Source organism: Spirillospora sp. NPDC052242 (assembly GCF_040679555.1).
Taxonomy (GTDB): Bacteria; Actinomycetota; Actinomycetes; order Streptosporangiales; family Streptosporangiaceae; genus Spirillospora.
Genome location: NZ_JBFAUZ010000013.1, coordinates 104045 through 128678, shown reverse-complemented (window position 1 = coordinate 128678; position 24634 = coordinate 104045). Strand labels below are relative to the sequence as shown.

The 24634-nt window shown below is 73.5% G+C and carries 28 protein-coding genes; 17 read left to right on the top strand and 11 right to left on the bottom strand.

All coding sequences use genetic code 11. From position 1 onward, the window contains the following. The first annotated feature begins 32 nt into the window (after window positions 1-32). Window positions 33-800 (top strand): helix-turn-helix domain-containing protein, encoded by a 768-nt coding sequence (locus AB0L25_RS13485; protein ID WP_500171683.1) that lies wholly within the window; start codon window positions 33-35, stop codon window positions 798-800. Between the two features lie 15 nt (window positions 801-815). On the opposite strand, the gene AB0L25_RS13480 is transcribed toward AB0L25_RS13485, so the two are convergent. The 4 genes from AB0L25_RS13480 to AB0L25_RS13465 all read right to left on the bottom strand — a co-directional run bounded on the left by AB0L25_RS13480 (window position 816) and on the right by AB0L25_RS13465 (window position 6301). Beyond that, complete coding sequence (locus AB0L25_RS13480; protein WP_500171682.1) at window positions 816-3050, bottom strand: molybdopterin oxidoreductase family protein; 2235 nt, start codon at window positions 3048-3050, stop codon at window positions 816-818. A gap of 533 nt (window positions 3051-3583) precedes the next feature. After that, on the bottom strand, window positions 3584-3949 hold the full coding sequence (locus tag AB0L25_RS13475) for a hypothetical protein (RefSeq protein WP_500171680.1): 366 nt from the start codon (window positions 3947-3949) through the stop codon (window positions 3584-3586). 391 nt (window positions 3950-4340) lie between these two features. After that, window positions 4341-5786 (bottom strand): catalase, encoded by a 1446-nt coding sequence (locus tag AB0L25_RS13470; RefSeq protein WP_500171678.1) that lies wholly within the window; start codon window positions 5784-5786, stop codon window positions 4341-4343. An 80-nt stretch (window positions 5787-5866) separates the two neighbouring features. After that, a complete protein-coding gene (locus AB0L25_RS13465) occupies window positions 5867-6301 on the bottom strand; it encodes a Fur family transcriptional regulator (RefSeq protein WP_500171677.1) in 435 nt (144 codons plus the stop codon). Between the two features lie 226 nt (window positions 6302-6527). On the opposite strand from AB0L25_RS13465, the gene AB0L25_RS13460 reads away from it, so the two are divergent. Then, a complete protein-coding gene (locus AB0L25_RS13460; protein WP_500171676.1) occupies window positions 6528-7631 on the top strand; it encodes a CapA family protein in 1104 nt (367 codons plus the stop codon). Between the two features lie 49 nt (window positions 7632-7680). On the opposite strand, the gene AB0L25_RS13455 is transcribed toward AB0L25_RS13460, so the two are convergent. Then, window positions 7681-8244, bottom strand: a complete 564-nt coding sequence (locus tag AB0L25_RS13455; protein WP_500171674.1) for a PadR family transcriptional regulator — start codon at window positions 8242-8244, stop codon at window positions 7681-7683. Between the two features lie 96 nt (window positions 8245-8340). Between AB0L25_RS13455 and AB0L25_RS13450 the strand changes: the two genes are divergently transcribed. Next, a complete protein-coding gene (locus tag AB0L25_RS13450) occupies window positions 8341-8733 on the top strand; it encodes a nuclear transport factor 2 family protein (protein ID WP_500171673.1) in 393 nt (130 codons plus the stop codon). A 137-nt stretch (window positions 8734-8870) separates the two neighbouring features. Then, the gene (locus AB0L25_RS13445; protein WP_500171671.1) at window positions 8871-9473 is read left to right on the top strand and encodes a hypothetical protein; all 603 of its coding nucleotides are present in this window, start codon (window positions 8871-8873) and stop codon (window positions 9471-9473) included. On the opposite strand, the gene AB0L25_RS13440 is transcribed toward AB0L25_RS13445, so the two are convergent. Then, window positions 9412-9933 (bottom strand): hypothetical protein, encoded by a 522-nt coding sequence (locus AB0L25_RS13440; RefSeq protein WP_500171669.1) that lies wholly within the window; start codon window positions 9931-9933, stop codon window positions 9412-9414. The genes AB0L25_RS13445 and AB0L25_RS13440 overlap by 62 nt on opposite strands. Window positions 9934-10102: 169 nt before the next feature. Here AB0L25_RS13440 and AB0L25_RS13435 point away from each other — a divergent pair, with 169 nt between their 5' ends. Genes AB0L25_RS13435 through hypE form a run of 13 tightly spaced genes read left to right on the top strand, consistent with a single transcriptional unit; the run spans window position 10103 to window position 20242 of the window. Beyond that, window positions 10103-11455, top strand: coding sequence for a hypothetical protein (locus AB0L25_RS13435; protein ID WP_500171668.1), 1353 nt, complete (start codon window positions 10103-10105; stop codon window positions 11453-11455). Beyond that, entirely contained in the window at window positions 11452-12084 is a 633-nt protein-coding gene (locus AB0L25_RS13430; protein WP_500171667.1) for a hydrogenase maturation protease, read from the top strand. The genes AB0L25_RS13435 and AB0L25_RS13430 overlap by 4 nt, the downstream gene beginning before the upstream one ends. 1 nt (window position 12085) lies before the next feature. Beyond that, entirely contained in the window at window positions 12086-12469 is a 384-nt protein-coding gene (locus tag AB0L25_RS13425) for a hydrogenase maturation nickel metallochaperone HypA (protein WP_500171752.1), read from the top strand. Continuing rightward, window positions 12469-13029: a hemerythrin domain-containing protein gene (locus tag AB0L25_RS13420; RefSeq protein ID WP_500171666.1), complete on the top strand. Its 561-nt coding sequence runs from the start codon at window positions 12469-12471 to the stop codon at window positions 13027-13029. Before AB0L25_RS13425 ends, AB0L25_RS13420 begins: the two co-directional genes overlap by 1 nt. Beyond that, window positions 13026-14090 carry an NADH-quinone oxidoreductase subunit B family protein gene (locus AB0L25_RS13415; protein WP_500171664.1) on the top strand — a complete coding sequence of 355 codons (1065 nt, stop codon included), beginning with the start codon at window positions 13026-13028 and terminating at the stop codon, window positions 14088-14090. The genes AB0L25_RS13420 and AB0L25_RS13415 overlap by 4 nt, the downstream gene beginning before the upstream one ends. 33 nt (window positions 14091-14123) lie before the next feature. Further along, window positions 14124-15929: a nickel-dependent hydrogenase large subunit gene (locus AB0L25_RS13410; protein ID WP_500171663.1), complete on the top strand. Its 1806-nt coding sequence runs from the start codon at window positions 14124-14126 to the stop codon at window positions 15927-15929. Then, window positions 15922-16584: a NifU-related iron-sulfur-binding protein gene (locus AB0L25_RS13405; protein WP_500171662.1), complete on the top strand. Its 663-nt coding sequence runs from the start codon at window positions 15922-15924 to the stop codon at window positions 16582-16584. The genes AB0L25_RS13410 and AB0L25_RS13405 overlap by 8 nt, the downstream gene beginning before the upstream one ends. Then, window positions 16581-17318: a DUF5947 family protein gene (locus AB0L25_RS13400; RefSeq protein ID WP_500171660.1), complete on the top strand. Its 738-nt coding sequence runs from the start codon at window positions 16581-16583 to the stop codon at window positions 17316-17318. The genes AB0L25_RS13405 and AB0L25_RS13400 overlap by 4 nt, the downstream gene beginning before the upstream one ends. Window positions 17319-17320: 2 nt before the next feature. Continuing rightward, window positions 17321-17530, top strand: a complete 210-nt coding sequence (locus AB0L25_RS13395; protein WP_500171750.1) for a hypothetical protein — start codon at window positions 17321-17323, stop codon at window positions 17528-17530. A 36-nt stretch (window positions 17531-17566) separates the two neighbouring features. Then, window positions 17567-17668 carry a DUF6893 family small protein gene (locus tag AB0L25_RS13390; RefSeq protein ID WP_500171749.1) on the top strand — a complete coding sequence of 34 codons (102 nt, stop codon included), beginning with the start codon at window positions 17567-17569 and terminating at the stop codon, window positions 17666-17668. 31 nt (window positions 17669-17699) lie between these two features. Then, complete coding sequence (locus tag AB0L25_RS13385) at window positions 17700-17984, top strand: HypC/HybG/HupF family hydrogenase formation chaperone (RefSeq protein WP_500171659.1); 285 nt, start codon at window positions 17700-17702, stop codon at window positions 17982-17984. 36 nt (window positions 17985-18020) lie between these two features. Further along, window positions 18021-19151 (top strand): hydrogenase formation protein HypD, encoded by a 1131-nt coding sequence (gene hypD, locus AB0L25_RS13380; protein ID WP_500171658.1) that lies wholly within the window; start codon window positions 18021-18023, stop codon window positions 19149-19151. Next, on the top strand, window positions 19148-20242 hold the full coding sequence (hypE, locus tag AB0L25_RS13375; protein ID WP_500171656.1) for a hydrogenase expression/formation protein HypE: 1095 nt from the start codon (window positions 19148-19150) through the stop codon (window positions 20240-20242). The genes hypD and hypE overlap by 4 nt, the downstream gene beginning before the upstream one ends. A gap of 38 nt (window positions 20243-20280) precedes the next feature. Here hypE and hypF read toward each other — a convergent pair whose 3' ends face one another. The 5 genes from hypF to AB0L25_RS13350 all read right to left on the bottom strand — a co-directional run bounded on the left by hypF (window position 20281) and on the right by AB0L25_RS13350 (window position 24564). Continuing rightward, window positions 20281-22638: a carbamoyltransferase HypF gene (gene hypF, locus AB0L25_RS13370; RefSeq protein WP_500171655.1), complete on the bottom strand. Its 2358-nt coding sequence runs from the start codon at window positions 22636-22638 to the stop codon at window positions 20281-20283. Continuing rightward, a complete protein-coding gene (locus AB0L25_RS13365) occupies window positions 22635-23285 on the bottom strand; it encodes a D-sedoheptulose-7-phosphate isomerase (RefSeq protein WP_500171653.1) in 651 nt (216 codons plus the stop codon). The genes hypF and AB0L25_RS13365 overlap by 4 nt, the downstream gene beginning before the upstream one ends. 66 nt (window positions 23286-23351) lie before the next feature. Continuing rightward, window positions 23352-23570 carry a HypC/HybG/HupF family hydrogenase formation chaperone gene (locus AB0L25_RS13360; RefSeq protein WP_500171652.1) on the bottom strand — a complete coding sequence of 73 codons (219 nt, stop codon included), beginning with the start codon at window positions 23568-23570 and terminating at the stop codon, window positions 23352-23354. After that, a complete protein-coding gene (locus AB0L25_RS13355) occupies window positions 23567-24178 on the bottom strand; it encodes a D-sedoheptulose-7-phosphate isomerase (RefSeq protein WP_500171651.1) in 612 nt (203 codons plus the stop codon). The genes AB0L25_RS13360 and AB0L25_RS13355 overlap by 4 nt, the downstream gene beginning before the upstream one ends. After that, on the bottom strand, window positions 24175-24564 hold the full coding sequence (locus AB0L25_RS13350; protein WP_500171649.1) for a PadR family transcriptional regulator: 390 nt from the start codon (window positions 24562-24564) through the stop codon (window positions 24175-24177). Before AB0L25_RS13350 ends, AB0L25_RS13355 begins: the two co-directional genes overlap by 4 nt. Between the last annotated feature and the right edge of the window lie 70 nt (window positions 24565-24634).

The window sequence follows — 24634 nt, the reverse complement described above, 5'->3', positions numbered from 1 at the left end:
GCGGGTATCGGAACGACACGAAGGGGGTCGGGATGCCGGGAGGCAGGCTCACTCAGCAGGACCGCCAGCAGATCGCACTCGGGCTGGCCGACGGCCTCGCCTACGCCGAGATCGCCAGACGTCTCGACCGGCCCACCTCCACGATCACGCGTGAGGTGATGCGCAACGGCGGGCCCGCCGGGTACCGCGCCGACCTGGCGCATCGCGCGACCGAGCGCCGCACCCGCCAGCGCAGGCCCTCGTCGAGCAGAGCGGCGGGGACGGCCGCGCAGCCGGACGGGCGCGACGGGGAGGCCCTGAAGGAGTACGAGGAGAGGTTCACCGACGTCCTCATGGAGTCGGGCCTGTCCAACAAGATGATGGCCCGGGTGCTGGTCTGCCTCTACACGACCGATTCCGGCAGCCTCACCGCCGCCGAGCTCGTCGAGCGGCTGCAGGTCAGCCCGGCGTCCATCTCCAAGACGGTCAAGTACCTCGAGAGCCAGAACCTCATCCGCCGGATCCGGGGCGAGGGGCGGCGCGAGCGCTACGCCGTCGACAACGAGGTCTGGTACCAGTCGATGCTCGGCAGCGCGCGGTCCCTCATGGCGCTCGTGGAGATCGCGCGGCAGGGGCCGCCCATCCTCGGCCCCGACAGTCCCGCCGCCGTCCGGCTGGAGAGCATCGCGCGCTTCGTCGACTTCGTCAGCGAGAGCACCCTCCGCGCCGCCGAGCAGGCCCGCGAGATCCTCTACGTCAACACCGAGACGACCTCGGACGACGGCGAGGCGGGGCCGGAGGGCGATCGCCCGGCGTCCTGAGTGCGGGGCGGGGCGTCAGCCGACGCGCTCCAGGGTGACCGGCACGCCGTTCAGCACCGCGGTGCCCGACGGCGGGTCGATCTCCCGCTCGTCGGTGACGACGTTGACGTTGACGCCCGGGTTCCGCCGCGCGACGCCCGTCCGGGTGCCGGGACGGTCGTGGCCCCAGCCGTGCGGGAGGCTGACGACGCCCGGCATGATCGTGTCGGTCGGTTCGGCGACCGCGTCGACCGAGCCGGCCCGCGACGTCACCCGGACGCCGTCGCCCGCCGCGACGCCGATGCGCGCGGCGTCGTCCGGGTGCAGGTGGAGCGTGCAGGTGTTGGAGCCGCGCACCAGTTCGGGGACGTTGTGCAGCCAGCTGTTGTTGGACCGCAGGTGGCGGCGGCCGATCAGGACGGTCCCGGTGTGCGGCCCGTCGGCCAGCGCGGCGCGGAGCCGGTCGACGTCGGCGGCGAGCGGCGGCGGGCACAGCTCGACCCGCCCGGACGCCGTGCAGAGCACCTCGCCGAGGCGGGGTTCGAGGGCGCCGAGGTCGATGCCGTGCGGGTGGTCGGTGCGGAGCCGGTCGAGGGTGAGGCCGCCGGGGACGGCGCCGAACGCGTCGCCGTACGGGCCGAGCCGCAGCATCATGTCGAGCCGCCGCTCGGTCGGGGTACCGGAGCCGGCGAGCGTCGCGCGCATCTCCTCGGGGTCGCGGCCGTGCACCGGCGACCCCGGGTGCGCGGCGGCCTTCGCCAGCGTCGACGCGATGATCGTGTCGTCGAGGGCGGCGACGTCGCCGTCCGTCCCGGACGCGAGCAGCGCGAGCCGCCCGATGATCTCCGCCTCGCTCGGCCGCCCGTCCAGCGGCACCGCGGGCGGCGAGTAGCGCGCGTAGTTCCGGACGGCGAGCGCGGAGAGCGCGATGTCGTAGTGCGGCGTCTGGACGGGACGGGGCGGGGGCAGCACGACGCTCGCGTGCCGGGTCGTCTCGTTCAGGTACGGGTCGACCGACACCATGAACTCGAGCCCGGCGAACGCGCGGTCGAGCCGCGCGGAGTTCGGCGCGGACAGCGCCGGGTTCCCGCCGATCGTGACGAGGGCCCGGACCTGCCCGTCGCCCGGCGTCTCGATCTCGTCGGCGAGCGTGGCGATCGGCAGTTCGCCGTTCACCTCGGGGAGGTCCTGGACGCGGCTGCGCCACCGGCCGGTCGTGAAGGGCTTGCGCCGCCGGTACGCGGGGACGTGCGCGGCCTTCGGGAACATCGCGCCGCCGGGGCGGTCGAGGTTGCCGGTGAGGACGTTGAGGGCGTCGACGAGCCAGCTGTTCAGCGTGCCGAACGCCTGCGTGGTGGTGCCCATGCGCCCGTAGACGGCGGCGCGCGGCGCGGCGGCCAGTTCCCGGGCGGTCCGGCGGACGACGTCGGCGGGGACGCCGGTGGCGTCCGCGACCCGTTCGGGCGCGAAGTCGGCGGCGAGGGCGCGCAGGTCGTCGAGGCCGGTGGCGCGCGGGCCGTCCGGGCTGTCCGGGAGGCCGGTCACGAGGTCCTCGGCGAACAGGGTGTGGACGAGCGCGATGAGGAAGAACCCGTCGGTGCCGGGGCGGATGAACAGGTGCTCGTCGGCGAGCGCGGCGGTCCGGGTGCGGCGCGGGTCGACGACGGTGACCTTGCCGCCGCGCGCCCTGATCGCCTTGAGCCGGCCGGGGAAGTCGGGGGCCGAGCAGACGCTCCCGTTCGATTCGAGGGGGTTCGCGCCCAGCATCAGCAGGTGGTCGGTGCGGTCCAGGTCGGGGACGGGGATCGCGAGGGGGTCGCCGAACATGTGGCCGCACGCGACGTGCTTCGGCATCTGGTCGGCGGTGCTCGCCGAGTAGAGGTTCCGCGTGCCGAGGGCCTTGACGAGCGCGCCCACGTACAGCGGCCCGGCGACCGAGTGGGCGGTCGGGTTCCCGACGTAGACGGCGACGGCGTCGCGGCCGTGCCGCTCGACCACGTCGGCGAGCCCGGCGCGCACCGCCTCGAACGCCTCGTCCCAGCTCACCGCGACGTGCTCGGTGCCCTTGCGGACGAGCGGTTCCGCGAGCCGGTCGGGGTCGCCGTCGAGGCTCCCGAGGGTCGCGCCCTTGGGGCAGACGAACCCCTTGCTGAACGGGTCCTGCTCGTCGCCGCGGACGCGGGTGACGCGGCCCGAGCCGTCCAGGGTGAGTTCGAGCCCGCAGAGGGCCTCGCAGAGCGGACAGGTGCGGAAAGCCGTGCGGTCGCCCATCGGAGCTCCAAACCGAACCGGAATCGGGTTTACATGGTGACGTACGATCCCCCGAAACGTCATGACCTAGCCGGTAATCCACACCCTGCGAACTCAGATCGGTGACCGGACACAGAACGACTATGAACGCGCACACCCTCACAGACGCCGGGTAGCTGTGGAAAGGCGAGGGCTACGAGGTCGCGGGCGAGGTCGTCCGCGGCGCCTACCGCCTGCACGGCGAGGACGACGACCTCGTGCAGCGGCGCGCCCTGTGGGAGAAGGCCCTCGGGGAGATCGACCGCGACCACTCGGTGCACAGCGCAGGACGGGCCGGGCGGCGGCGCGGGACGCCCGGTGTCGCCGCGGGCTCCGCCGGTGGTTGTGCAGGACGTGCGTCGCCACGCCGTACCGGGTCACCTGCCGATGCTGGACGCGAACCCCCTTGGGTCCAACGGCGGCGCCTGCTCGTCGGCGCCCCCGGCAAAACGCTCACTGATCACCAATACCGCCGCTGAGTGCGGCGGTATCGGTGATCACCCCGAATGGATTTCTTAGGTGTAATTGGCGAACTGGGTGTAGTCGTTCCAGATATAGCCCTTGGTGCCCGTGCAGCAGTCCGAGTGCCACCACAGGTTTCCGTGACTGTTCACGCATCGCTTGTCGACACGGAAAAGCGTGCGGTACGACCACCTGTCGATCACCGTGGACGACCCGTAATAACTGGTGTGCACTGCCGCGCCGCCGGGCTCGATGACCCGCCTCATGTGCGGTGTCCAGTTCTGACACCCGGCCGCCAGAGGGGCGGCGGCGGCCTTCTCGTTCGCCGTTGCGCTTGGAATGGCGAACGTCACAGGTGCCCAACCCACGGTAAGTGCCACGGCCGCCATGGACGCGATTCGCTTGCTCTTCGCCCGCATTTCTAACTCCCTTCGGGGATCTTGAACATATTGATCATCAGCGTGCCGTGATCTTCTGTCAAGCCCCATTTGGAGGTTTATTTCGATGGCCCGTGGTCGCCCCGGCATTGTCGCGGTCAACGACAGGCGCCGATCGGCAAGTTGTGCCAAATCGCGCCGTGCGGGGGACGGCGGCGCTGCGTGCGGGCGGACGACCTCCGGCGCGCGGGATGTCGGGTGCCCACGCGGGACGGTCGGCCCATGCGTCCTCGGTTCGGGCGGGGAGGGCGACATGCGAACGCGGTCCCCGTCCATCGGGAACCGCGTTCGTCGTTCGCGACTCGGGGACCGCGTGCCCGCGGTCCGCCGATCTACCGGCTCATCTTTGACGCATCGCGCTGGACCGGAGTGGTCAGGAGCCGTTGACGCCGAGGCCCTGCGCGACGCGGTCGCCCAGGTCCTTCTGGACGTTGCGCCAGTACTCGGCCACGCGCTTCTTCATGTCGCCCGTGACCTCGGGCGCGTTCGCGTGCAGCAGGATGTTGTGCACCATGTGGTCGCGGTCGGTCTCCCCGAGGACCTTCTCCCACAGGGCGCGCGGCTGCACGAAGTCGTCGTCCTCGCTGTGCAGCCGGTAGGCGCTGCGGACGATCTCGCCCGCGACCTCGTAGCTTTCGCCCTTCCACAGCTCCGGGTCCGCCTGCGGCCCGCCGACCGAGTTCGGCGCGTACACCGGGTCGCCGGAGTTGGAGAACGCCATCGCGCCGTCCTTGTTGTAGGTGTGGACGGGCGAGTGCGGGCGGTTCACCGGGAGCTGCAGGTAGTTCGCGCCGATCCGGTAGCGGTGGGCGTCCGGGTAGGAGAACAGCCGGCCCTGCAGCATCTTGTCGGGGGACGGGGCGATGCCGGGGACGAGGTTGGCGGGCTCGAACGCGGCCTGCTCGATCTCGGCGAAGTAGTTCTCCGGGTTCCGGTTCAGCGTCCACTTTCCGATGGTGATCGGCGGGTAGTCGGCGTGCGGCCACACCTTGGTGAGGTCGAACGGGTTGAACCGGTAGTCGGCCGCGTCCTCGAACGGCATGATCTGCACCTGGACGGTCCAGGACGGGTGGTCGCCGCGCTGAATCGCGGTGTAAAGGTCGCGGATGTGGACGTCCGGGTCCTGGGCGTCGGCCTCTTCGGCGGTGAAGTTCTTGATGCCCTGGTCGGTCTTGAAGTGGTACTTCACCCAGAACTTCTCACCGGCGGCGTTGTACCACATGAAGGTGTGCGAGCCGTACCCGTTCATGTGCCGCCACGACGCGGGGGTGCCGCGGTCGGTCATCAGCCAGGACACCTGGTGGGCCGACTCGGGCGAGAGCGTCCAGAAGTCCCACTGCATGTTGTTGTCGCGCAGGTGGTTGTCGGCGCGGCGCTTCTGCGAGTGGATGAAGTCGGAGAACTTCTGCGGGTCCCGGATGAAGAAGACCGGGGTGTTGTTGCCGACGAGGTCGTAGTTGCCCTCCTCGGTGTAGAACTTGATCGCGAAGCCGCGCGGGTCGCGGCCCGCGTCGGCCGAGCCGAGCTCGCCCGCGACGGAGCTGAACCGCACCAGCGACTCGGTGCGGGCGCCCTTCTGAAAGAGCTTCGCGCGGGTGAACTGGCTGACGTCCTCGGTGATCTCCAGAACGCCGTACGCGCCGCCGCCCTTGGCGTGGACGACGCGCTCGGGGACGCGCTCGCGGTTGAAGTGCGCCATCTTCTGGATGAGGTAGTGGTCCTGCAGCAGCAGGGGGCCGTTCGGACCGACGGACTGGGAGTGCGCGTCGCTGGGGGCGGGGATTCCGGCGTCGGTGGTGGTGGTCGGCCTCTCGGACATGGGCGCGGTTCCTCTCTGGTGCATGGTGCTGCGCGGGGTTGACGTTCCGCTGATGGGGTTCGTGCTCGTCGAGTGCGTGGTCATCGGGGGCCGGGACGGCAGGAGGGGCACAGGCCCCAGAACGTGACGTCCGCCTCGTCGATGAGGAACCCGGAGTCGTCGACGGGCTCCAGGCAGGGCGGGTGCCCCACGGCGCAGTCGACGTCCCGGACGGCGCCGCACCGGCGGCAGACGAGGTGGTGGTGGTTGTCGCCGGTGCGGCCCTCGAACCGGGCGGGGCTGCCGGCCGGCTCGATCCGCCGCACCAGCCCGGCCGCGGTCATCGCGTGCAGGGCCTCGTACACGGCCTGCAGCGAGACGTGGCCCACCCGCTCGCGGACCCCTTCGGCGACGGCGTCGACGCCGAGGTGGTTCCCGGCGCGGACGGTCTCCAGGATCGCGACGCGGGCCGCCGTCACGCGCAGCCCGGCGCCGCGCAGTTCGGCGGCGATGCTCGGCGTCTCGGTGGCGGTCATGCGTCCCAACGTACCCTCACAAACACGAATGATTCAAGAAAACGAATCGTACAGGCTTGGAGGGGTGTCCCGGCCGCCCGGCCGGCGGTGTGCCGGATGTCTCACCTGCATCACCATTTCCTCGAAACCGCAGGTCGCGGCGCATCGCGGTGCCGGTCGCATGGCATGCTCGTCCCGTCACGGGAGCCCGAGCGGAGGCCGGTCCATGAACAAGGTGCGCGGGAACATGCGGCGGAGCAGGATCGCGGCGGCCGCCGCGGCCGGCGGGATGCTCCTCGCCTCGGCGGCGTGCGGGCTGACGGGCGGCGACACGCCCCCGGCCGCGGGCGCCACCTCCCCGGCGAGCTCGGCGCCGCCCGCCGCGCCGCCCAGCCCGGCCGAACCGGTCAAGGAACCGATCGTGCTGGCGTTCGCGGGCGACAGCCACTTCCACGACCACCTCCGCGCCCGCCTTCAGAATCCGAAGACGGCGCTCGGCCCGACCGCGGCGACCCTCCGCAAGGCCGACCTCGCGATGGTGAACCTGGAGACGGCGATCACCGAGGGCGGCACGAAGGCCCCGAAGACGTACGCGTTCCGCGCCCCGGCCTCGGCGTTCACCGCGCTGAAGGCCGCCGGGGTGGACGTGACGTCCATGGCGAACAACCACGGCATGGACTACGGGGTGTCCGGGCTGCGCGACTCCATGGCGGCGATCAAGAAGAGCAGGTTCCCCACCGTGGGGATCGGGATGAACGCCGCAGAGGCGTACAAGCCGTACCGGGTCACGGTGAAGGGCAACAAGATCGCGATCGTCGGCGCCACCCAGGTCCTCGACGACCACCTCATCGAGGAGTGGACGGCGACCGACACCAAGCCCGGGCTCGCGTCCGCCAAGGACGTTCCCCGGATGGTGCAGGCCGTGAAGGAGGCCGCGGAGGGCTCCGACCTCGTCATCGTCCACCTGCACTGGGGGCAGGAGCTCAACCCCTGCCCGCTGCCGCGCCAGAAGACGCTCGCCCAGGAGCTCACCGCCGCGGGCGCCGACATCATCGTCGGCGGCCACGCCCACATCCCGCTGGGCGGCGGCTACATGGACAACGGCGCCTACATCCACTACGGCATGGGGAACTTCCTGTTCTCCTCCGCCCGGGGCCAGAGCGCGCGCTCCGGCATCCTGGCGCTGCGGGTGGAGGACGGCAAGGTCACCAAGGACAAGTGGATGCCCGTCCGCATCGAGGGCGGCGTCCCGATCCCGCTCAAGGGCGCGGCGGCGCAGGCCGAGGTGAAGCGCTGGAACGGCCTGCGCGAGTGCACCGGCCTGAACGCCGAGCCCGTCGCGACCCCCTGACCGGAGCCCCGGCGCCGCGACGCCCCGGGCCTGCCGCCGTCCGCACGGGTCAGGCCCGGCTGGACGCGCGCCGCCGCAGCACCTCGAGGACCCGTTCGGCCCACCGGATGTTCTCCTGCTCGAACGCGATCCCGCCGAGCAGCGTCAGGTACGGGCCGACGCGCTCGGCGTGCGCGAGGTGCTCCTCCTCGGTGCGTCCGCCGAGCAGGATCGCGCGGAGCCGTTCGTAGCGCGCGAGCTTGGCGCGCGCGCCCTCGGCCCGTTCGGCGACGGCCCGGCGGACGGCGTCGGCGTCGCCCGCGTCGACGGCCTGCACCTGGACGAGCAGGTCGTCGCGCATCGCGCCCGGACGGGGCGGCGCGGCGGTGAAGTCGTGCAGGGCGCGGCGCCCGGCGCCGGTCAGCGCGAACAGCCGCTTGTCGGGCCGGCGCTCCTGCCGGACGACGCGGGCGGCGACGAGCCCGTCGCCCGCCATGCGGTCGAGCTCGCGGTAGAGCTGCTGCGGCGTGGCCATCCAGAAGTTCGCGACCGAGGAGTCGAAGATCTTGGCGAGGTCGTAGCCGGACGCCTCGCCCTCCAGCAGCGCGGCCAGGATCGCGTGTCGCAGTGCCATGCCCGCCAACCTACCAACCACGTTGACTATGCAACGAGTTGTCTACTCGGTAGTGTCGTCCGCACCTAGTAAACGAGTTGGGTATGGAGGTGCGGCATGCACGCGTTCCGGAAGGCCGTGGAGGCGGGCGACGTCGACGGCGCGATCGCGCTGCTGGCCGACGACGTCGTGTTCGTCAGCCCGGTCGCGCACAAGCCCTACGAGGGCAAGGCGATCACGGGCGCGATCCTGCGGGGCGTCTTCCGCGTGTTCGAGGACTTCCGGTACGTGGGCGAGCTGGAGGGCGCGGACGGCCGGGAGCACGCGCTCGTGTTCAAGACCCGCGTCGGCGACCGGGAACTGGACGGCTGCGACTTCATCCGGCACGACGCGCAGGGGAAGATCGCCGAGTTCATGGTGATGGTGCGGCCGCTGTCGGGCGCGAACGCCCTCGCCGAGGCGATGGGCGCCCAGTTCGACCGCATCGAGCGCGAGGCCCGCGGCGGCTGAGCCCGCCGCCCGGCCCTGCGGTGCTCCCCGCGGCGTTCCCCCGCGCGGGTGAGGGTCCGGGTACCCGCGAGGGACGTGCCCGAAGGGGCGCGGTGGCGAGCATGGAGGCGTCCTGACCAGCGCCCCCGGGAGGCCCCATGACCGCCACCGCCCAGCCCGCGACCGTCCGGCCCGACGCGGGCCGTCCCGCCCGACGCGGCACCGCCCGGCCCGTGCCGCGGTGGGCCGAACGGGTCGCGCACCTCGTGCCGCTGACCGTCCTGCCGTCCGGGCTCTGGCGGATCGCGCTCGGCCTCGGCGTGCCGCTCGGCTTCGCCGAGGGCAGCGACATGACCGACTTCCCGCACCCGGTCGGCACCCCGTACGTGTTCGCGCTGAGCGTCCTGTCGGAGTGCCTCGCGCTGCTCACGCTCGGCCTGGTGCGGCCGTGGGGCGAGGTGTTCCCCCGGTGGATCCCGCTGGTCGGCGGGCGCCGCGTGCCGGTGGCGTTCGCGGTCGGCGCGGCGTCGCTCGGCGCGGTCGCGGTGACGCTGATCGGGTTCGCGGCGGCCGCGAACTGGACGGACGCGATGGCGGCGCCGGAGGCCCCGGAGGGCGCGGCGGCCTGGCTGATGACGCTCGCGTACGCGCCGTTCCTCGCCTGGGGGCCGCTGCTCGCGGTCGTCACCGTCCACTACTTCATGCGCCGCGTCCGGGACGGCGCGGACGGCACGGACGGCACGGGCGGCGGGGCCGCCTGACGTCGGCCGGTTCGGGGGCGAGGCGGCCGGCGACGACGACGCCGTAGAGCAGGTGGTCGAGCGCGATCGCCGCCCGCCACGTCGCGCGGCGGTGCGGGGAGTGCTCGACGCCGAGGACGGGAGCGACGACCAGCTCGTAGCCGAGCCAGACCGCCAGCCCGTACGCGGGACCGGACAGGCGGTGGCCGCGGACCCGGTCCGGCAGCAGGCCGAAAAGCGCGCCGCCGCCCGCCCCGTAAACCCAGTGGAACACTTCGGTCAACGCTTCGCGCTGCCGTTCCGACAATTGCCTGACCCGTTCCGAGGCGTGCTCTTCGACAATGGCCGCCGGCGGGCTCGTCTGCCGCGGCACGGCCGCCGCCGTGACCGTGCGCAGCCCGGTCATCGCCATGGCCGCGACCCCGCCGCGGGCGCCCGCCCGTACGACGCTTCCGTACCGCCGCCGCCTGCGCCTTCCCATCCCGGCCCTCCGGACTGCCGCGTTCCGCGCACCGCGATTACAGCACGGCCGCGCGCCGGCCGGTAGGTGACGCCGTCACTTATCGGCGGGCGCCACTTACCTGGACCGACGGCCCGTTGATAGACCCGGAAAAGGACGTGCGGAGCGTTCCGGGCATGGGAGAGAGGCGATGGCGGCGACCGGTTTCGAGAGCGTGCGGGCGGTGGCCGACGCCATTCTGTACGAGGGCTACCTGCTCTACCCGTACCGCCGCTCGTCGGGCAAGAACCGGGTCCGCTGGCAGTTCGGGGTGCTCACGCCGCGCTCGTGGGCGGACGCGCACGGGCTCGACGACACGGGCGTCGCCGGGGCCGCCGAGTCGTGGTGGCAGCAGACCGAATGCCTGCTGGAGGCCCCCGCCGACGCCGCGATCACCTGCCGGCTGCGGTTCCTGCAGGTCCAGCGCCGGACGGTCGAGCGCCGCCGCCCCGACGGGACGTTCGAGGACGTCGCCGCGCTCGGCGCGCACGTCCCGTTCGACGAGGCGGTCCCGCACGAGTTCGACGTCGCCGCGCCGCTGGCCGACCTGCTCGCGGGCGAGCGGCGGTTCGCCGTCCGGGCCCCGGCGGGCGAGGAGCACGAGGACGTCGCGGCGCCCGGGGACCCCGCGGGCGGCCGGGTCGTCCGGCGCCGCCTCGACGTCGACGCGGTCGTGACGATGTCCGCGTTCCGCTGCGACGCGCCGTTCCCGCTGCACCGGCTGCGGATCCGGGTCGAGAACGGGCACACCGCCGACCGGGCCGCCGCGTCCCGCGACGAGGCGCTGCGCTGGTCGCTGCTCGCCGCGCACACGATGATCGCCGCCGTCGACGGGGCGTTCGTGTCGCTGCTGGACCCGCCGCAGTGGGCCGAGCACGCCACCCGCGAGTGCGCGAACGTGCACGCGTTCCCGGTGCTCGCCGGGCCCGAGGGCGAGCGCGGGCTCGTCCTGTCGGCGCCGATCCTGCTGTACGACCACCCGCGGATCGCGCCGGAGAGCCCCGGCGACCTGCACGACGCCACGGAGATCGACGAGATCCTGTCGCTGCGGACGATGACGCTGACCGACGCGGAGAAGCGGGAGGCGCGGGCCACCGATCCCCGCGCCGCCGCGATCCTCGACCGGGTCGACGCGATGCCGCACGAGGTGTTCGAGCGGCTGCACGGCGCCGTCCGGTCCCTGAGCCCGCCGCCGAAGGCGGACGACCGGGCGGAGGACGACCCGGCGGACGGCGGGACGGTGCTGGTGGACGGCGTCGCGGTGTCGCGCGGCAGCCGGGTGCGGCTGCGCCCCCGGCCGCACGGCACGGACCCGCAGGACCGCTTCCTCGACGGCCGCGCCGCGACCGTCGAGGCCGTCCTCACCGACGTCGACGACGCCTGCCACCTCGCGGTGTCCCTCGAGGACGACCCGGCTTCCGAGCTGAACCGCTGGTACGGGCGCTTCCGGTACTTCGCGCTCGACGAGGTGGAGCCCCTCGCGGACGAGCGGAGCGCGCGGTGACGGGGCCGCGCCGGGTGCTCGTCGCGGGCATCGGCAACATCTTCCTGGGCGACGACGGCTTCGGCGTCGAGGTCGTCCGGCGGCTGGACGCGCCGGGCCTGCCGGAGAACGTGGACGTGGCCGACTACGGCATCCGCGGCGTCCACCTCGCCTACGAACTGCTCGACGGCCGCCACGACACGCTGATCATGGTCGACGCCGTCCCGCTGGACGGCGCGCGGCCCGGGGAACTGGCCGTCCTGGACGCGACCGGCGCCGGGGCGGACGCGGACGCCGGGGAGGACGCGGACGCCGGCGAGGACGCGGACGGCGCGGGCCCGTTCGGCGCTCCCCCGGTGGACGGCCACGGCATGCATCCCCTCGCGGTGCTGCGGCTGCTGCACCGGCTCGGCGGCCGGGTGGGGCGCGTGCTCGTCGTCGGGTGCCGGCCCGCGGACGTCGGGGAGCGGATGGGACTGTCCGCACCGGTGACCGCCGCGCTGGACGAGGCCGTCCGGCTGGTGGGGCGGCTCGCCCGCGAGGAGGCCGCGCGGCTCGCGACGGCGCACGACCGGGACGTCCGGCACGACCGGCACGACCCCCGCACGGACCACACCCGCAGGACCGACACGGAGGCGACCAGTGCATGAAATGGGAATGTGCGACGCGATCGTCGACGCCGCGCGCAGGCGCGCCAGGGGGCGCCCGGTGAGCGGCGTGAGGGTGCGCGTCGGCGGCCATCCCGTCGACCCGGACGTCATCGACCAGGGGTTCCGGCTGGCGGCCGAGGGCACGGAGATCGAGGGCGCGCGCATCGACCTGGTGATGGAGCCGCTGTCGGTGCACTGCCGGGACTGCGGCGGGACGACGCCCGTCGGGTCGGCGGCGCAGCTCGCCGCGTGCCCCGTGTGCGGCGGCGTGGACGTCGAGACCCGGGGCCGCGACGACGTGGTCCTAGAGTCGATCACCGTCGCGGCGGACGCGCCCGGCACGGCTCCCGACGCCGAGCCGGAGCCCGGGCGGGGGAGCGCGTGATGGCGATGGACGCGATCGACCTGCTCAAGCACGACCACCGGATGGTGGAGCAGCTCTTCCGCGACTTCCACGCGGCGGCGTCCGCGTCGCAGCGCAACGGCGTCATCGACATCCTCGTGCGCGAGCTGTCCAAGCACGCCGCCGTCGAGGAGCTGATCTTCTACCCGTTCGCCGGGAAGGCGCTGCGGGACGAGGCGCTGGTGCGGCGGCACCTGGCCGAGCACATGGCGGTGAAGGAGGCGCTGGCCGAGCTGGACGCCCTGGCGCGGTCGGACGGCCGGGCCGGCGGGCGCGCGGAGGAGCTGATCGAGCTGCTGCGCCGCGACGTCGAGGAGCACGTCCGCGACGAGGAGGACGTGCTCATGCCGCGCCTGCGCGACGCGGTGGACGAGGCGGCGCTGCGGGATCTCGGGCGGGCGCTGGAGAAGGCGAAGGGGACGGCGCCGACGCGCCCGCACCCGCACGCCCCGGACCGTCCCCCGGCGCTCACGGTGGCGGCCCCGGTGGCCGCCGTCTACGACCGGTTGCGCGATCGGATGCAAGGGAGGCCCCGGACATGACGCAGACGCGCGAGCGAGGCGGTACCACGGCCCCGGACGGTTTCGACGAAATCCACATCCTGTGGATATCCGAGGGGATGAGCTGCGACGGCGACACGGTGTCGGTGACGGCCGCGTCCCAGCCGGCGATCGAGGACGTCGTGAACGGGCTGATCCCGGGCCTGCCGAAGGTGAACCTGCACAACAAGGTGCTGTCGCCGACGCTCGGCGGCGAGGAGTTCCTCGCGGCGTTCCGGGCGGCGGCGCGCGGCGAGCTGGAGCCGTTCATCCTCGTCATCGAGGGGTCGATCCCCAACGAGAAGATCAACGGGGACGGCTACTGGACGTCGTTCGGCAACGACCCGGACACCGGCGAGCCGATGACGCTGAACACGTGGATCGACATGCTCGCGCCGCGCGCGTGGGCGGTCGTCGCGGCCGGGACGTGCGCGACGTACGGCGGGATCCACGCGATGGCGGGCAACCCGACCGGCTGCATGGGCCTCGCCGACTACCTCGGGTGGGACTTCCGCTCGGCGGGGGCGCTGCCGATCGTGAACGTCCCCGGCTGCCCGGTGCAGCCGGAGAACTTCATGGAGACCCTCACCTGGGTGCTGTACCACGCGGCGGGCGCCGCGCCGCCGCCCCCGCTGGACGAGCTGCTGCGCCCGCAGTGGATCTTCGGCAAGACGGTCCACGAGGGCTGCGACCGGGCCGCCTACTACGAGCAGGCCGACTTCGGCCGGGACTACAACTCGCCGAAGTGCCAGGTGAAGATCGGCTGCTGGGGCCCGGTGGTGAACTGCAACGTCACCAAGCGCGGCTGGATGGGCGGGATCGGCGGCTGCCCGAACGTCGGCGGCATCTGCATCGCCTGCACGATGCCGGGCTTCCCGGACAAGTTCATGCCGTTCATGGACCAGCCGCCCGGCGGCAGCCTCTCCTCGATGCTGATCAGGCCGTACGGGGCCTTCATCCGCCGGATGCGCGGGATCACCAACCACAGCGCGAACCGGGAACCGAAGTGGCACCACAACAAGGACGTGCTGACCAGCGGCTACGACCCGCGCTACCGCCCGTAGCGACGCCCGCGACACCGGAAAGAGGAACGACCCATGGCGCACACCGCGCAGACGAAGCCGGCGCCGGCCGGGGCGGCGGGATCCGAGCAGCTCGTCGAGATGTCGTGGGATCCGATCACCCGCATCATCGGCAACCTCGGCATCTACACGAAGATCGACTTCGCGAACCGGCGGGTGGCCGAGTGCCACAGCACGTCCTCGCTGTTCCGCGGCTACTCGGTCTTCATGAAGGGCAAGGACCCGCGGGACGCCGGGTTCATCACCTCCCGCATCTGCGGGATCTGCGGCGACAACCACACGACGTGCTCGGTGTACGCGCAGAACATGGCGTACGGCATCAAGACCCCGCCGCTGGGCGAGCTGATCCTGAACCTCGGCGAGGCCGCCGAGTACATGTTCGACCACACGCTCTTCCAGGACAACCTCGTCTTCGTCGACTACTGCGAGGCGATGGTCAAGGACACGAACCCGAGCGTGCTGCGGCGGGCCCGCGACACCGAGGCGCCGAACGCCCGCATCCACGGGTACCGGACGATCGGCGACATCATGGCGGCGTTCAACCCGTTCGAGGGCGCCCTCTACAAGGAGGCCCTCAAGGTCAGCCGCGTCACCCGCGAGATGTTCTGCCTGATGGAGGGCCGGCACGTCCACCCGTCCACGGTGTATCCGGGCGGCGTCGGGACGATGCCGGAGCCGACCGTCTTCACCGACTACCTCAGCCGGCTGCTCGGGATCATCGACTTCGTCAAGCGGGCCGTCGCGATGAACGACGACGTGTTCGACTTCTTCTACGAGGCCCTGCCCGGCTACGAGGAGGTCGGCCGCCGCCGCGTCCTGCTCGGCTGCTGGGGCGCGTTCCAGAACCCCGAGGTCGTCGACTACAGGTACGAGAACATGGAGCGCTGGGGCCGCGCGATGTACGTGACGCCCGGCATCGTCGTGGACGGCGAGCTGCTGACCACGAACCTCGTCGACATCAACCTCGGCATCCGCATCCTGCTGGGCAGCTCCTACTACGACGACTGGGTGAACGAGGACCCGTTCGTCACCCACGACCCGCTCGGCAACCCCGTCGACATGCGGCACCCCTGGAACCAGACGACGCTTCCGGCGCCGCAGAAGCGGGACTTCGACGACAAGTACAGCTGGGTGATGAGCCCGCGTTGGTTCGACAAGAACACCGGCGACCACCTGGCGCTCGACACCGGCGGCGGCCCGTATGCCCGGCTCTACACGACGGCGCTCGCCGGGATCGTCGACACGCCGTACGTGAAGTCGACCGGGCAGAGCGTGCAGATCTCCCTGCCGAAGGGCGAGGCGCTGCCCGAGACGACCCTCGAATGGCGGATCCCGCCGTGGTCGAACGCCATCGAGCGGAACCGCGCGCGCGTGTACTTCGTGGCGTACGCCGCCGCGATGGCCCTGCAGTTCGTCGAGGAGGCGCTGCAGCGCGTCCGGGCGGGCGACACGAAGGTGTTCGAGGACTTCGACGTGCCGGACGAGGCGATCGGCTGCGGCTTCCACGAGGCGGTCCGCGGCGTCCTGTCCCACCACATGGTGATCGAGAAGGGCAAGATCGCGAACTACCATCCGTACCCGCCGACGCCGTGGAACGGCAGCCCGCGCGACAGCTACGGCACGCCCGGCCCGTACGAGGACGCCGTCCAGGACATGCCGATCTTCGAGGAGAACGGCCCGGACGACTTCCGCGGCGTCGACATCATGCGGGCCGTCCGCAGCTTCGACCCGTGCCTGCCGTGCGGCGTCCACATGTACCTCGGCAAGGGGAAGAAGCTCGAGAAGCTCCACTCGCCCATGTTCGGCGCGACCCATGGCTGAGCAGCGGGACGAGCGGCGGAAGGACGACCGGCGGCGGGGCGGCGACCGGCGGCCCGGCGACCGGCGGCTCGGTGAGGGCGACGTCGCCGAGCGGCTGACCCGCATCGAGGAGGCGCTCGCCGCGCTGGAGCGGACGCCCGGCCGGACGGCGGAGAGCGCGCTCGACACGGTCGCGACCCTCGCCGAGGTCTACGGCGAGGCCCTCGCCCGCGTCATGGACCGCGCCGCGCACGACGCCCGGCTCGTCTCCGCGCTCGCCGCCGACGACCTCGTCGGGCACCTGCTCGCGCTGCACGACGTGCACCCGGCGCCCGTCGAGGAACGGGTGGCGCGCGCCCTGGCCGACATCCGCGAGCAGCTCGGCTCGCACGGCGCGGACGTCGAACTGGAACTCGACGGCATCGAGGACGGCGTCGCGCGCGTGCGGCTCCCGGACGAGCCGGGCGGCGGCTGCGGGACCTGCGGCGGCTCCGCGGGCGCCGCCGGGAGCGTCGAGGACGCGGTCCGCGACGCGGTGCTCGGCGTCGCGCCCGAACTGTCCGCGATCGAGCCGGTCCGGGCGCCGTCCGGACGCCCCGCGGCCGCCGGCCCGGGCGCGTTCGTCCCCGTCGAGTCGCTGTTCCGGACCGCGCCGCCGGCGGGAGAGCTCGCATGACCGCGCTCGAACGCCTCGTCGCCCGCGCCGCCGCGCGCCGCGACACCGGCGCCGCGGAGCGCTGCGACCTGTGCGCCGAGCCGATCCCGGACGACCACGGCGGCGGGCACGCGCACGTCCTCGACGAGCGCGGGGACGGCCTGCTGTGCGCCTGCCGCGCCTGCGCGCTGCTGTTCGAGCGGGACGCGGCGGGCCGGGACGCCGAGGGCCGCGGCCACTTCCGGCTCGTCCCCGGCCGCCGGATCCGGCTGCCCGGGGTGCCGGTGGACGGCCTGGGCGTCCCGGTCGGCCTGGCGTTCTTCGTCCGGCACGACGACGCCGGGGACGAGGGCCGGGACGGGTGGCGGGTCACCGCGCACTACCCGAGCCCGGCCGGTGCCACCCGCTGCGACGTCGACCCCGCCGCCTGGGCGGCGGCCGCCGAACGCTGCGAACCGCTGCGGTCGATGGTGCCCGAGGTCGAAGCCCTGCTCGTCCACACCGGGCTCGTCCACACCGGGCTCGTCCACACCGGCACGGCCGGACGGCACGGGCTCGCCGAGGAGCGCTGGCTCGTGCCGATCGACGACTGCTACCGCCTCGTCGCCGCCGTCCGGCAGTCCTGGAAGGGGCTGTCCGGCGGCCGCGACGTGTGGCCCGAGATCGGGCGCTTCTTCGCCGACCTCGCCGTCCGCGCGGGGGAGGGGACGGGCGCCCGTGCCGGGGAACACCCCGCCGAGAAGGGAGTGACGTGACCATGGCCGAGATCAGGGTGGGCAAGCCCCACATCAAGATCGACACGCCGTCGCACACCCGGGGCGTGCGCATGGGCAACAAGGAAGGCAACTACCGCAAGCAGGCGGGCCACCACGAGGACGGCACGGCGGACGCGCGGCGCTCGACCGGGATCAGCCCGAAGAAGCACGACGCGATCCTGCCGATCATGCCCAACCTGCCGCCCGGCTGACCGCCGGGACCGACCGAGAAGGGGAACGACGTGCGCATGTGGAAGATCGCCGCGGCCGTGGCCGCACTGGCCTGCTTCACCGTGCTGGTGAAGGAGTACCCGGCCATGAAGCGCTACATCAAGATGGAACGCATGTGACCGCGGCCGCCGCGGCCGGGGGGCGGGGCTGATGTGCCTGGGGATTCCCGGGGAGATCGTCGAGCTGCCGCGGGACGGGACGGACGTCGCGAAGGTCGACGTCGTCGGGGTGCGCCGCGCCGTGAACGTCGGCCTCCTCGACGACGAGCGGCTCGCGCCCGGCGACTGGGTGCTCGTGCACGTCGGGTTCGCGATGTCGAAGATCGACGAGGCGGAGGCCGCCGCGACCCTGGAGTTGCTGCGCGGGCTCGGCGCGGCGTACGACGACGAACTGGACGCGCTGCGCGGATCGGACATCGATCCCGGCCGGAACTGAACCGGAACCAGGAACCCGAACGGAAAGGCGCGACCATTGCGGTTCGTCGACGAGTACCGCGACGCTGAGCGGGCCCGGATGCTGTCCGGGCGCATCGCCGCCCTGTGCGAGCCGGGACGGCTCTACAAGTTCATGGAGGTGTGCGGGGGCCACACCCACACGATCTACAAGCATGGGCTCGAGGACTACCTGCCCGAGACGGTGCAGCTCGTGCACGGGCCCGGGTGCCCGGTGTGCGTGATCCCGATGGGGCGGGTGGACGACGCCATCGCGATCGCCCGCGACCACCCGGACGTGATCCTGACGTCGTTCGGCGACATGATGCGCGTCCCGGGCGGCGCGGGGTCGTTCCTGGACGCGAAGGCGGCCGGCGCCGACATCCGGATGGTGTACTCGCCGCTGGACGCGCTCAAGATCGCGAAGCGGAATCCGGAGCGGCGGGTCGTGTTCATGGCGATCGGGTTCGAGACGACCGCGCCGTCGACGGCGATGACCGTGCTGCGCGCGGCGGCGGACGGCGTCCGCAACTTCTCCGTCTTCTGCAACCACGTGACGATCATCCCGGGCATCAAGGCGATCCTGGACTCGCCGGACCTGCGGCTCGACGGGTTCCTCGGCCCCGGCCACGTCTCGACGGTGATCGGCTGCCGCCCGTACGGGTTCATCGCGGGCGACTACGGCAAGCCGCTCGTGTGCGCGGGGTTCGAGCCGCTCGACGTCCTGCAGTCGGTGCACATGCTGATGGAGCAGCTCGCCGAGGGCCGCTGCGAGGTCGAGAACCAGTACGCCCGGGTCGTCCCGTGGGACGGCAACCCGCGGGCGCTCGACGCGATCGCGACCGTCATGGAACCGCGGCCGTACTTCGAGTGGCGGGGGCTCGGGTTCATCTCGCACTCGGCGCTGCGGATGCGCGACGCCTACGCCCGCTTCGACGCCGAGCGGCTGTTCGACCTGCCGGGGGTGCGGGTCGCGGACCCGAAGGCGTGCCAGTGCGGCGAGGTGCTGAAGGGCGTCCTGAAACCGTGGGAGTGCAAGGTGTTCGGGACGGCCTGCACGCCGGAGACGCCGATCGGGACGTGCATGGTGTCGTCCGAGGGGGCGTGCGCCGCGTACTACAACTTCGGCCGGTTCACGCGGGAGCGCGTGCGGGAGGCGAGCCGGACATGACCGCGGAGACGTCCCGTGAGGAGCTGGTCCTGGAGCGCATCGAGCGCGCGCGCCGGCGGCGGCCCCGCGTCCGGGAGGAACGGGTGACGCTGGCCCACGGCGCGGGGGGAAAGGCCACGCAGACGCTCGTCGACGCCGTGTTCCTGGAGGCGTTCCGCAACCCCGCGCTGGAGACGCTCGACGACGGCGCCGTCCTGCCGGTGGACGCCGGGCGGCTCGTGTTCACGACCGACGCGCACGTCGTCTCGCCCCTGTTCTTCCCGGGCGGCGACATCGGCGAGCTGGCGGTGAACGGGACGGTCAACGACCTCGCCGTGTGCGGGGCGCGGCCGCTGTACCTGTCGGCGGGGTTCGTCCTGGAGGAGGGCTTCCCGATGGACGACCTGCGCCGCGTCGTCCGGTCGATGGCGGACGCGGCGGCGCGCGCGGGCGTCTCGGTCGTCACGGGAGACACCAAGGTCGTGGAGCGTGGCAAGGCCGACGGGTGCTTCATCACCACGTCCGGTATCGGCGTCCTCGAAGGCGCGGGCGCGCGCGCAGAGCTCGGTGCGTCGGCCGTCCGTCCGGGGGACGCGGTGCTGGTGTCGGGGCCGATCGGCGACCACGGCGTCACCGTCATGCTGGCGCGCGGCGAACTCGACCTGGAGGCCGACGTCGCGTCCGACACGGCCGCCCTGCACGGGCTCACCGCCGCGCTGCTCGACGCGGTGCCGGGCGGCGTCCGGATGATGCGGGACGCGACGCGCGGCGGGGTCGCGACGGTGCTGAACGAGATCGCGGGCGCGTCCGGGTGCGGCGTCGTGCTGGACGAGGCGGCGGTGCCGGTGCGCCCGGCGGTCGCGGGCGCGTGCGAGCTGCTCGGCATCGAGCCGCTGTACGTGGCGTGCGAGGGCCGGTTCGTCGCGGTCGTGGACGGGACGCGCGCGGACGCGGCGCTCGGCGCGCTGCGCGAGCACCCGCTCGGCGCGGGCGCCGCGGTCGTCGGGACCGTCCGGGACGACCCGCCCGGCCTGGTGCTGCTCCGGACCGCGTTCGGCGGCACCCGCATCGTCGACACGCTGGTGGGCGACCCGCTCCCCCGCATCTGCTGAGACCCCCGCGCCCCCGGCCCTGCTCGCCCGGGACACGGTCAGGAAGCGGCCGCGTCCCGGGCGGACCCCTCCCGGTCGCGGGCCGCCGCGACGACGGCCTGGCCGAGGGCGACGCCGCCGTCGTTCGGCGGGACGCGCGAGTGCGTCAGCACCCGGAACCCCGAGTCCTCCAGCCCGGACACGACGCGCTCCAGCAGCAGGACGTTCTGGAACACGCCGCCCGACAGCGCGACCGTCTCCAGGCCCGTGCGGTCGCGCAGCAGCCGGACCGCGCGGACGGCCGCCCACGCCAGCCCGTTGTGGAAGCGGGCGGCGACCGCGCCGGCGCCCGCCCCCGCGAGGACGTCGTCCACCGCGCCCCGCACCAGGTCCGTGCCCCGGATGACGAGGTCGTCGGTCACGGTCGCGCGGTAGGCGGCGCGCTCGTGCGGGTCGGCGGCCTGCTGCAGCTCGATCGCCGCCTGCCCCTCGTACCCGGCGGTGTCGCGGACGCCCGCGATCGCCGCGACCGCGTCGAACAGCCGTCCCGCGCTCGACGTCGGGGGCGCGTTCGTCCCCGACCGGGCCATCCGGACGACGTCCGCCCACCGGTCCCGGTGCCGCCCGGCGACGGGAAGCCACGGCGCCTGCTCCCCGAACGCCGCCGTCAGGTAGGCCGCCGCCATCCGCCACGGCTCCCGGACGGCCGCCGCCCCGCCCGGCATCGGCACCGCCTCCAGGTGCCCGGCGCGCCGGTAGCCCGCCAGGTCCGCGACGAGCAGCTCGCCGCCCCACAGCGTCCCGTCGTCGCCGAAGCCGAGCCCGTCGAACGCGACGCCGATGACCGGGCCGTCCGCCCCGTTGTCGGCGAGGCACGACGCGATGTGCGCGTGGTGGTGCTGGACGCCGACGAGGTCGACCCCGTCATCGAGTGCGGCGCGGTCGAGGGCGTACTTGGTCGACAGGTACTCGGGGTGCAGGTCGTGCGCGACGACCTCCGGGCGCACGCCGAACAACCGGCAGAAGTGCTCGATGCCCTCCCGGTACGACGCCAGGGTCTCGTAGTTCTCCAGGTCGCCGATATGGGGCGAGAGGAAAGCGTGGTGCGCGCGCGCCACACAGAAGGTGTTCTTCAGTTCCGCGCCGCACGCCAGCACCGGGCGCGGGAACGCCCGCGGCGCCCGCAGCGGCGCCGGGACGAACCCGCGCGAGCGCCGCACCGGCAGCGTCCGTCCGCGGAAGGACCGGACGACCGAGTCGTCGGCCCGCGCATGGATGCGGCGGTCGTGCAGCAGGAACCCGTCCGCGATGCCCGCGAGCCGCCGCAGCGCCTCGCCGTCGTCCGTCACGATCGGCTCGTCCGCCACGTTCCCGCTGGTCAGCACGATCGGACGGGCGACCCGCGCGGCGAGCAGATGGTGCAGCGGCGTGTACGGCAGCAGCACGCCCAGCTCCCGGTTCCCCGGCGCGACGGCGGCGGCGACGCGCGCGCCGCGGCGGCGCGGCGCGAGCACGATCGGCCGCGCCGGGGAGGCGAGCAGCGCCTCCGCCGCGGCGTCCGCGTGCACCAGCGCGCGGGCCGCCGCCAGGTCGGGCGCCATGACGGCGAACGGCTTGCGCTCCCGGCGCTTGCCCGCGCGCAGCCGCGCCACCGCGTCCTCCCCGTCGGCGAGCGCCGCCAGGTGGTAGCCGCCGAGGCCCTTGATCGCGACGATCCGCCCGTCCAGCAGCCACCGCGCCGCCGTCCCGACCGGATCGCCCGGCACCGCGCGCCCGTCCGCTTCGACGGCGCGCGGGACCGGGCCGCAGTCCGGGCAGCACACGGGCTGGGCGTGGAACCGGCGGTCCCGCTCGTCCCCGTACTCGCGGGCGCACGCGCCGCACATCGCGAACGCGTCCATCGTCGTGTTGCACCGGTCGTACGGGACGTCCCGGACGATCGTGAAGCGCGGCCCGCACCGCGTGCAGTTCGTGAACGCGTACCCCGCCCGCCGCCCGTCCGGGGCGAACGTCTCCGCGAGGCACGCGTCGCAGGCGGCGGTGTCGGGCGAGACGAGCGCGGCGGGCGGGCCCGCCCCCTCGCTCGGCACGATCCGGAAGCCCCGGTCGCCGCGCGGCGGCAGCGGCTCGGTGACGACGCGCTCGACGACCGCGAGCGACGGCGGCGCCGCCCGGCCGCCGAGGTCGCCGACGAACCGGGCCAGCGCCGCCGCGTCCCCCTCGACCTCCGCGAACACCCCGGACGCGTCGTTGCCCACGAACCCCGACAACCCGTACGTCCCGGCCAGCTGGTGCACGAACGGCCGGAACCCGACGCCCTGCACGGTGCCCTCGACGCGGATCCGGAGCCGCCCCCGCCCGTCCGCGCCGGTCTCTCCGGCGACGGACTCGTCCGCGCCCTTCTCGTGGAGGCTCACAGCCGGCCGTCCAGCGCCCGCTGCAGCAGCTCCCACAGCACGTGGTACACGGTCGTCTGCGCCTCCTGAATCCGATGCACCGACGCCGACGGCACCGTGAACAGGTGGTCGACCGTGCCCGCCTCCGCCATCGGACCCCCGCCGTACCCCGCGAACCCGACCGTCACCATGCCCGCGCGGCGCGCCTCCGCGAACGCCGCCAGCACGTTCGCCGAACCGCCGCTCGTCGAGAACCCCACCGCGACGTCCCCCGCGCGCCCGAACGCGGCGAGCTGCCGCGCGAACACCGCCTCGAATCCGACGTCGTTCGCGAGCGCCGTCAGCGCCGCGACGTCCCCGGTCAGGCAGGCCGCCGGGACGGGCCGGGCGCCGTGCGGCGGCCGCATGCACAGCTGCGCGAGGTCCTGCGCGTCCGTGCAGCTCCCGCCGTTGCCGAACGCGTACAGCCGCCCGCCGCCGATGACGGACGACGCGACGCGCTTCGCGCACGCCACCAGGTCGTCCGCCATCGCCTCGGCCAGCGACTCCCGCAGCGCGACGATCTCCGCCGCCTTCTCCTCCGTCGACCGGCGCACCTCGGCCAGCACCGCGTCGAGGTCCGACCCGTTGTCGTACAGGAACGGGTACAGCGTCTCGATCCCGCTCACGCGCCCTCCCTCACGGCGCCTCCCTCACAGCGCCTCCCTCACAGCGCCTCCTTCACGGCGCCTCCTTCACGGCGCCTCCACCGCGATCGCCTCCCCGGCGTGCACGAGCACGACGTCGCCCGCCCGCGCGTCGACCAGCGCCACGCTGACCTCCTCCGGGCCCGCCGCGGTGTCGACGATCGCCAGCCCGTCGCCGAGCAGCTCCCGGATCCGCACCCGCACGGCGGCGTCCGAGCACGTCACGCACACCTCGCCGTGGCACTCCGGCACGTTCCCCGCGCTCACCGGGACGTCTCCCGCCGCAGCGTCCCGGGATGCTCGAAGAACACGTGCACCAGCTCCCACAGCAGGTGGTAGACGGTCACGTGCACCTCCTTCGCGACCAGCGGGTCGGCCGTCCGGGCCCGCAGGACGTGGTCGATCGACCGGCCCGCGGCCCCGTCCATGTCGCCGTCCCCGCCGGTCAGCGCGACCGTCAGCAGCCCCATCGCGTCCGCGGCCGCGAGGCCCCGCCGGACGTTCGCGCAGCGGCCGTCGGCCGACAGCCCCAGCGCGATGTCGTCCGGCCGGGCCAGCGTCCGCAGCTGTGCCGCGAACACCTCGTCGAACCCCTCCGCCAGCGCGATCGCCGTCAGCGTGGCGACGTCCCCGGTCAGCGCGAACGCGGGCAGCGCCCGCTTGCCCACCACCACCGGATGCACGAACTCGACCGCCACGTGCTGCGCGTCCGCGCACGGGCCGCCGTTGCCGAACACGATCAGCCGCCCGCCCGCGTGGAACCGCACCGCCATCGCGTGGCAGGCCCGCGCGATCGCCTCCGCGTCGCCCGCGACCGCGCGGCCCGGCTCCGCCCGCCGGTCGAACGCCTCCCGGACGGCCGCGCCCGCCGTCACGTCCACGAGACGGCCCGCGGCTCGCGCGCGCCGCCCGGCGCCGCCGCGGCCGCCGCCCGCGCCGCCGAGTTCCAGCGCGCCAGGAACGAGGTGATCACCTCGCCGAGGTGCGCGAGCCGCGGCGCCCACGCCTCCAGGTCGGCGACGCCCTCCGGCGTCAGCTCGTACCGGCGGCGCGCCGGGCCCGCCTCCGACGGCACCCACGTCGACTCGACGAGCCGCGCCCGCTCCATGCCGCGCAGCACCCGGTACGCGTGGCCCGGCTCCACGTCCGACACCCCGAGGCAGGACAGCCGGTCGATGAGGTCGTAACCGTGCCCGGGCCGCTCGTAGATCAGGAGCAGCAGGTAGGGATGCAGGAGGCCGCGCGCCTCGCAACCGTTCATGGACATCTCCTCATGGGACGCCACGCGGGTGATCATGCTGGTGCAGGGGCACTACCCGGCGGCCGGTACG